Consider the following 7276-nt stretch of genomic DNA (forward strand, 5'->3'; position numbering starts at 1 on the left):
CCGAGCCCACCGCGGTGGCTCGGACCTGGCCAGGGGTCCGGCCATGAGCCGGTCCACCGCCCTGGAAGAGCGGCTGCAGCGCGCCTGGCGCGACGACGACCGCCTCGCCCATCTGCTGCGGCCGCTGGCCGCGCTGCACGGCGCGGTGCTGCGGTTGCGCGTGGCGCTGTACCGCTTCGGCCTGAAGAAGGCGGAGCCGTTGCCCGTGCCGGTCATCGTCGTCGGCAACTGGGTCGTCGGCGGCGCCGGCAAGACCCCCACGACGCTCGCCCTGCTGGACACCCTCCGGCGCATGGACATCCGCGCCGGCGTGATCTCCCGCGGCTACGGCCGCGCGGATGACGCGCAGGTCCGCGTCATCGCCGACGGCGACCGCGCCGAGGACGTCGGCGACGAACCCCTCCTGATCAAGCTGCGCGCCGGCGTGCCGGTGGCGGTCGGTCGCGACCGCATCGCGGCGGCGCGCGCGCTGCTCGACGCCAACCCCGGCATTCAGGTGCTGGTGTCCGACGACGGCCTCCAGCACTGGCGGCTGCCAAGGCAGCTCAGCGTGCTCGTGTTCGACGAACGAGGTCTCGGCAATGGCCGGCTCCTGCCCGCCGGGCCGCTGCGTCAGGCGCGGGCCCTGCCGCCACCGCCGGGCTCTTCGGCGGACACGCTGGTGCTTTACAGCACCGGCCGGCCCAGCACCGCCCTGCCCGGCTTCGTCGGCAACCGCCAACTGGCCGGCGCCGTCGCGCTGGCCGACTGGTGGCGCGGCGAACCCGGCCGCATGGAACGCCTGCACGCCCTGCGCGGCAAGCCGCTGCTGGCCGCCGCAGGCCTGGCGCGGCCGCAACGCTTCTTCGACATGCTCGGCGAGCAGGGCCTGAACTTCCGCGCGCTGGCGTTGCCCGATCACGCCACGCTGGATCCCCTCCCCTGGGCCCGCACCGACGAGGTCGTCATCACCGAGAAGGACGCCGTCAAGTTGCGTCCGGAGGCGCTGCAAGGCTGCCGCATCTGGGTGGTGGCGCTAGACTTCCGCCCCGAACCCGCTTTTGAAGAGGCGTTGCAGCGCGAGCTGCGGCGGCTGCTCCCCCAATGGACCATCGACTGATTGAGATGCTGGTGTGCCCCGTCTGCAAGGGCCCGCTGGACGACCGCCGCAACGCTCCGGACACCGGCCTGCCGGACCGCGAACTGTTCTGCCCGGCGGACCGTCTGGCCTTCCCGATCCGCGACGGCATTCCGATCATGCTGGCCAACGAGGCCCGCTCCACCGACGGCGAAGGCGACACCGCGTGAGCACCGGTTTCCACATCGTCATCCCGGCCCGGCTGGCATCCACGCGCCTGCCCAACAAGCCGCTGGCCGACATCGCCGGCGCGCCGATGATCGTGCAGGTGGCGCGACGCGCTGCGCTGGCGGGCGCGGCGCAGGTGGTCGTCGCGACCGATGCCGTCGAGGTGAGGACCGCCTGCGAGGCCCATGGCATCCGCGCGCTGATGACGCGTGCCGATCACGCCAGCGGCAGCGATCGTCTGGCGGAGGCCGTCGAGCAACTCGGGCTGCCGGATGACGCGCTGGTCGTGAACGTCCAGGGCGACGAACCGCTGATCGCGCCGGAGATGATCCGCGCCTGCGCGGACCTGCTGGCCGCCAGGCCGCAATGCGCGATGGCCACGGTCGCTCACGCGATCGACGATGACGCCGAGTTCGCGAACCCGAACGTCGTCAAGCTGGTCACCGACGCCCAGGGCCTGGCGCTGTACTTCTCGCGCGCCCCCATTCCCTGGTGGCGCGACGCGCCGGGCGGCGGCGCCCGCGTGAAGCCCGAGGCCGTGCTACGACATGTCGGGCTGTATGCCTACCGCGCCGGTTTCCTGCGCCGCTTCCCGACGCTGGCGGTCTCGCCGCTGGAGCAGATCGAGGCGCTCGAGCAACTGCGCGTGCTGTGGCACGGCGAGCGCATCGCGGTGCACGTCAGCGCCGAGCGACCGGGCCCCGGCGTGGACACGCCCGAGGACCTCGAACGCGTCAGAAAGCTGATGACAAGCTGAATCGCGGCCCGGCCCGACAGGGTTACACCGCAGTTCATTCGCCTGCCGCGTCAGCGGACCGTAGGCCAGCGCGTGCTATTCTCGCCCGCAGTTTTCGAGGGCGCGTCGACCCGTGCGACGCGCCCTCTCCCTATATCGAGGAGACCCATGCGACTGATTCTTCTGGGCGCCCCCGGCGCCGGCAAAGGCACTCAGGCCTCTTTCATCTGCAACAAGTTCGGCATCCCGCAGATCTCCACCGGAGACATGCTGCGGGCCGCGGTCAAGGCCGGCACCGAACTCGGCATCGCCGCCAAGAAGGTGATGGACGCGGGCGGCCTGGTCAGCGATGAACTCATCATCAACCTGGTCAAGGAACGCATCGCGCAGCCCGATTGCGCCAAGGGTTTCCTGTTCGACGGTTTCCCGCGCACCATCCCCCAGGCCGACGCGATGAAGGCCGCCGGCGTGAAGCTGGACTTCGTGCTCGAGATCGACGTGCCTGACAGCGCCATCGTCGAACGCATGAGCGGTCGTCGCGTGCACACGGGCTCGGGCCGCACGTACCACACCAAGTTCAATCCGCCCAAGGTCGAGGGCAAGGACGACGTCACCGGCGAGGACCTGATCCTGCGCGACGACGACAAGGAAGAGACCGTCAAGAAGCGTCTGGAGGTCTATCAGGCGCAGACGCGTCCGCTGGTGGACTACTACTCCAGCTGGGCTGCCAGCGGCGACGCACAGGCGCCTCAGTACCGCCGCATCGAAGGCATCGGCACGGTGGACGAGATCACCGGCCGAGCCCTCGCCGCGCTGAGCTGAGCCCACTCCGACCCAGGACAATGGCGGCCCGCGTGGCCGCCATTTTTTCATCGACAATTGACGTTTACGTCAACGGCAACCAACAATTCGGAAGGAGACATCCATGGACATCGCGAACAAGGTCTTCATCGTCACCGGCGGCGCCTCGGGCCTCGGCGAAGGCACGGCCCGCATGCTGGCGCGCGAAGGTGCGACGGTCGTCATCGCCGACCTGCAGGTCGAGCGCGGCGAGGCGCTCGCCAAGGAGCTGAACGGCGCCTTCGTGAAGTGCGACGTCAGCCAGGAGGCCGATGCCCAGGCGGCCGTCGCCAAGGCGGTCTCGTTGGGCAAGCTGATGGGCTTGGTGAACTGCGCCGGCATTGCGCCGGCCGCCAAGACGGTCGGCAAGGATGGCGCGCATGCGCTGGCGACCTTCTCGAAGGTGATCACCGTCAATCTGGTCGGCAGCTTCAACATGATCCGCCTCGCCGCCGAGGCGATGAGCAAGAACGAGCCGGAAGCCACTGGCGAGCGCGGCGTGCTGATCTCGACGGCCTCGGTGGCCGCCTATGACGGCCAGATGGGACAGGCGGCCTACGCGGCCTCCAAGGGCGGGGTGGTCGGCATGACGCTGCCGATCGCACGCGACCTGGCGCGCAACGGCATCCGCAACATGACGATCGCCCCCGGCATCTTCGGCACGCCGATGCTCTTCGGCATGCCGCAGGAGGTGCAGGACGCGCTGGCCGCCAGCGTGCCCTTCCCTTCACGCCTGGGCCGCCCGGAGGACTACGCCAAGCTGGTCCACCAGATCGTCACCAACGACATGCTCAACGGCGAGGTGATCCGCCTGGACGGCGCGATCCGCATGGCGCCGAAGTAAGTCGGCGCACGGCCGAGACCTCACGGCCGATTCAACAAATGAAAAGGCCTCCCGGCGCGAGCCGGGAGGCCTTGTCGTTGATCGCGACGGATCCGAGATCAGTGCTTCGCGCTGCGCGAGTACACGGTCCACAGGCCGGCCAGATCAGCCGAGCCGTCGGTGCCCTTGACGGTGCGCCACGTGGCTTGCGCCTTGGCCTTGTCGCCGCCCAGGAACTGCGCCAGACCCAGGTAGAGCTTGGCGTCGTCCGGACGCTTCAGGTTGCCCTTGGCGATGCCTTCTTCCATCAGCTTGATGCCGGCGGCGGCCTGGCCGCGCTGCACCTGCGCGAAGCCGACCTTCACCAGTTCGTCGCCCTCACGGGCAGCACGGGCGGCCTTCTCGGCCTCGGCCGCGCCGGCCTTGGCCTCAGCAATGCGCTTGTCCAGCAGATCGGCCAGACGCTTCGGACGGGCGTTGTCGTCGGTCGGCTTCAGGACGCCGGCGGAGAAGCCCTTGTCCAGGACCTTCTTGCCTTCTTCAGGATAACCGGCAGCACCGGCGAGCTGGGCCAGCTCCATGTAGTCGTTGGCGCCCGTCATGTTCTCGGTCACCAGGCGCAGACGCAGCACGTCGACCTGGTAACGGCCAGCGGCGAAGCCCTTCTTGGCCTGCAGCGTGCCCAGCGACTGGGCCCACAGCTGCTTGGTCGGGTAGTAGTTCAGCAGCTTCTGGATGAGCACCGACTCCGTGCCGCCGTCACCCTTCTTGTTGGCCGCCCACAGCGCCGTGTTCAGCTTGTCCTGCGACGGCGTGCGACCGGCCTTCTCGTCGGCGGAGATGTCGGCCAGCGTGTCCTTGAGGATCGTGGTCACGTCGCCCGAGCGCAGTTGCGCCGCGGCCTGGACCTGCTTCATCGCCGGGCTGTTGCCGCCGGCGGCGTTGTACTTGTTGACCCACTCCAGCGCCTTGGCGCCGTTGCCCGCGCGCAGGTAGGTGCCGGCGATGGCTTCCATCGTCGGCAGCTTGTTGGCGGCCGGCATCTTGCCGGCAGCGCTCAGCGCGTCATAGGCCTTGACCATGGCGTCGGCATCGCCCAGACGCGAGGCCGCGGACAGGCGCAGGCCTTCCAGCGTGTTGTTCTCGTCGGCGTTGCGACCGGGCACCGCTTCGGCCTCCCGGATCTTGGCCATGGCTTCCTGAGCCTTGCCCGCCTTCAGCAGGTTCGAGGCCTCTTGCAGCGGCTTGCCCGCGGCGGGGCGCACCTGCGCGGCGGCCTGGGACAGGACGCTCAGGCTGCCTTCCGGCGTGGAGCCCAGCACCAGCGCGGCGGCGCCGACAGCGGCGGTTGCCAGCAGTTTGAATTTCATTTGCTTGCTCTCCAAAGAAGAAAAACGCGCCGCCCTTTCGGGCAGGCGCGTTCTGGTCAGACACCGATCAGGCGGTCATCCGGCTCAGTTCAGGAACTGTTCGTTCCCGACCATCGCCATTTTCTTGACGCCCAGGCGCTGCGCCGATGCCATCACATTGGCCACGTAACCGTACTCGGCCAGCTTGTTCGGCTTGATGTGCACTTCCGGCTGGTCCGGCATCGCGGCGATCTCGGACATCTTGGACTCCAGCGCCGCGTGGTTCGGCACCGCGGCACCGTCCCAGAACACCGTGCCGTCGAAGTCGATCGCCACTTCGTGGACGATCGGCTCATTGGGCGGCGGGTTGTTGTTCGGCGGCGGCATGTCCAGGTTGACCGAGTGCAGCTGGATCGGGATGGTGATGATCAGCATCACCAGCAGCACCAGCATCACGTCGATCAGCGGCGTCGTGTTGACGTCGAGCATCGTTTCCGGCTCGTCACTGCCGCTGGAGCTTCCAACGTTCATACCCATGTTTCAGCTCCTTCAGCCACCACGAGCCGGCGGCTCGGTGACGAACTTGATGGACATGATGCCAGCGCGCTGGCACGCCACCATGACCTTGCCCACGTTCTCATAGCGGGACTTGTCGTCGCCGCGGATGTGAACTTCCGGCTGAGGATTCAGGACCGCCACCTTTTTCAGGCGCGACACCAGCGTTTCCACGTCGGGAACCGGCTGCACGCCCCAATAGATGTCGCCATCCTTGGTCACCGCGATTTCGATGTTCTCCGGCTTGGTGACGCGGACGACGTTCGTCTCCTTCGGCAGGGTCACCCCCACCGACTGCGTCACCACCGGCACGGTGATGAGGAAGATGATCAGGAGCACCAGCATCACGTCCACGAGGGGCGTGGTGTTGATGGTCGAGACCACTTCGTCTTCGCCACCGGACGAACCTACGTTCATCCCCATATTGCGTCTCCGGAAACTTCGGTGCGGATTAGCGGCCTGCGACCTTGCGGCTGCCCATCAGGACGCCGTGCAGGTCAGCAGCGAAGGCACGGACCTGGCCCATCACCGTCTTGTTGCGGTTGACCAGCCAGTTGTAGCCCAGCACGGCCGGAACGGCGACAGCCAGACCGATGGCGGTCATGATCAGCGCGGCGCCCACGGGGCCGGCGACCTTGTCGATCGAGGCTTGACCGGCCACGCCGATCTGCGTCAGCGCCTGCAGGATGCCCCACACCGTGCCGAACAGGCCGATGAAGGGGCTGGTCGAGCCGACGGTCGCCAGGAAGCCCAGGCCGCCTTGCAGACGCGTGTTGACTTCGCTCACGGCGCGGTCGATGTTCATCGTGACCCACGTGTTGTGGTCGATGTTCTCGGTCAGGGCGCCTTCATGGTGCTCCGAAGCTTCCACGCCGGTCTGGGCGATGAAGCGGAAGGCACCGGATTCGCTCAGGCTCTTCAGGCCTTCCTGCAGCGAAGCCTTCTTGAAGAACGACGCGCGGACGTCCTTGGCTTCGCGGGAGATCTTCGAGGTGTCCCACAGCTTCGTGAACAGGATGTACCACGAACCCATGGACATGATCGCCAGGATGGCCAGCACGGCCTGGTCGACCACGTTGCCGTGGGCGACGATGTTGCCCAGGCTGTACGGGTTGTCGACCGGCTTGGCGGCGGCCGGTTCGGAAACGGCGGCAGGAGCGATGTCGGCAGGAGCGGGGGCGGTGTCAGCGGCGGAAGCGGCGGCCGAGGCAGCCTGGTCCTGCGCTTGGGCAGCCAGCGGGGAGACGGCCAGGGTCGCGGCGCACGCGACGGCCGCAAACAAGGCAGACAGACGAGAGATCATGGAGGGTGCTCCTACGAGAAAAGTCTTGAACTCAGGTTGAGAGGTCGGGGCGCGTCAGGCGCCCCGTGTTCGATCGATCGCGGGTCGGACAGTCCCGCGGATCATTCCATGTTGAACACGAATTCCTGTTCGAGGATCGCGTCCGTGCACTGGTATTCCGTCAGCGCGGCCTGGATGGCGTTCTTGAGGGCGCGTTCGGCCTTGCGGTCGTTGGCGCCGCGCAAGGCGGTGAAGCTCACGTCAGCCACCTTGCCGCCCTTGACGGTGAAGGTCGCCTTGTAGCTCGCGGTGCCGCTCCAGTTCAGGGCCGGCATTTCGGGCTTGGCCATCTTGGTGCAGTTGCCGATCGCCGACCGGGGCTTGTCCGACGGCGGTGCCGGCGGCG

General features: G+C 67.8%; 9 protein-coding genes and 1 pseudogene. 5 read left to right on the top strand and 5 right to left on the bottom strand.

The window, feature by feature from the left end:
• The first annotated feature begins 43 nt into the window (after positions 1–43).
• The 5 genes from lpxK to VF536_RS05790 all read left to right on the top strand — a co-directional run bounded on the left by lpxK (position 44) and on the right by VF536_RS05790 (position 3705).
• A complete protein-coding gene (gene lpxK, locus VF536_RS05770; RefSeq protein WP_331613858.1) occupies positions 44–1099 on the top strand; it encodes a tetraacyldisaccharide 4'-kinase in 1056 nt (351 codons plus the stop codon).
• On the top strand, positions 1084–1287 hold the full coding sequence (locus tag VF536_RS05775; RefSeq protein WP_331613859.1) for a Trm112 family protein: 204 nt from the start codon (positions 1084–1086) through the stop codon (positions 1285–1287). Before lpxK ends, VF536_RS05775 begins: the two co-directional genes overlap by 16 nt.
• Positions 1284–2042 carry a 3-deoxy-manno-octulosonate cytidylyltransferase gene (kdsB, locus tag VF536_RS05780; RefSeq protein WP_331613860.1) on the top strand — a complete coding sequence of 253 codons (759 nt, stop codon included), beginning with the start codon at positions 1284–1286 and terminating at the stop codon, positions 2040–2042. Before VF536_RS05775 ends, kdsB begins: the two co-directional genes overlap by 4 nt.
• Before the next feature lie 147 nt (positions 2043–2189).
• A complete protein-coding gene (adk, locus tag VF536_RS05785) occupies positions 2190–2843 on the top strand; it encodes an adenylate kinase (RefSeq protein WP_331613861.1) in 654 nt (217 codons plus the stop codon).
• 103 nt (positions 2844–2946) lie between these two features.
• Complete coding sequence (locus VF536_RS05790) at positions 2947–3705, top strand: 3-hydroxyacyl-CoA dehydrogenase (RefSeq protein ID WP_088405199.1); 759 nt, start codon at positions 2947–2949, stop codon at positions 3703–3705.
• 98 nt (positions 3706–3803) lie between these two features.
• On the opposite strand, the gene VF536_RS05795 is transcribed toward VF536_RS05790, so the two are convergent.
• From VF536_RS05795 to VF536_RS05815, 5 genes and pseudogenes are all read right to left on the bottom strand, one after another.
• Positions 3804–5054, bottom strand: a complete 1251-nt coding sequence (locus VF536_RS05795) for a hypothetical protein (protein ID WP_331613863.1) — start codon at positions 5052–5054, stop codon at positions 3804–3806.
• Positions 5055–5138: 84 nt separating this feature from the next.
• On the bottom strand, positions 5139–5570 hold the full coding sequence (locus tag VF536_RS05800; protein WP_331613864.1) for a biopolymer transporter ExbD: 432 nt from the start codon (positions 5568–5570) through the stop codon (positions 5139–5141).
• Positions 5571–5582: 12 nt separating this feature from the next.
• Entirely contained in the window at positions 5583–6011 is a 429-nt protein-coding gene (locus tag VF536_RS05805; RefSeq protein WP_331613865.1) for a biopolymer transporter ExbD, read from the bottom strand.
• A gap of 28 nt (positions 6012–6039) precedes the next feature.
• Positions 6040–6891, bottom strand: coding sequence for a MotA/TolQ/ExbB proton channel family protein (locus VF536_RS05810; protein WP_067269348.1), 852 nt, complete (start codon positions 6889–6891; stop codon positions 6040–6042).
• A gap of 101 nt (positions 6892–6992) precedes the next feature.
• A pseudogene (locus VF536_RS05815) lies at positions 6993–7276 on the bottom strand (hypothetical protein); the annotation flags it as partial.

It is taken from the genome of Roseateles sp. (genome assembly GCF_036486225.1).
Lineage (GTDB): Bacteria > Pseudomonadota > Gammaproteobacteria > Burkholderiales > Burkholderiaceae_C > Roseateles.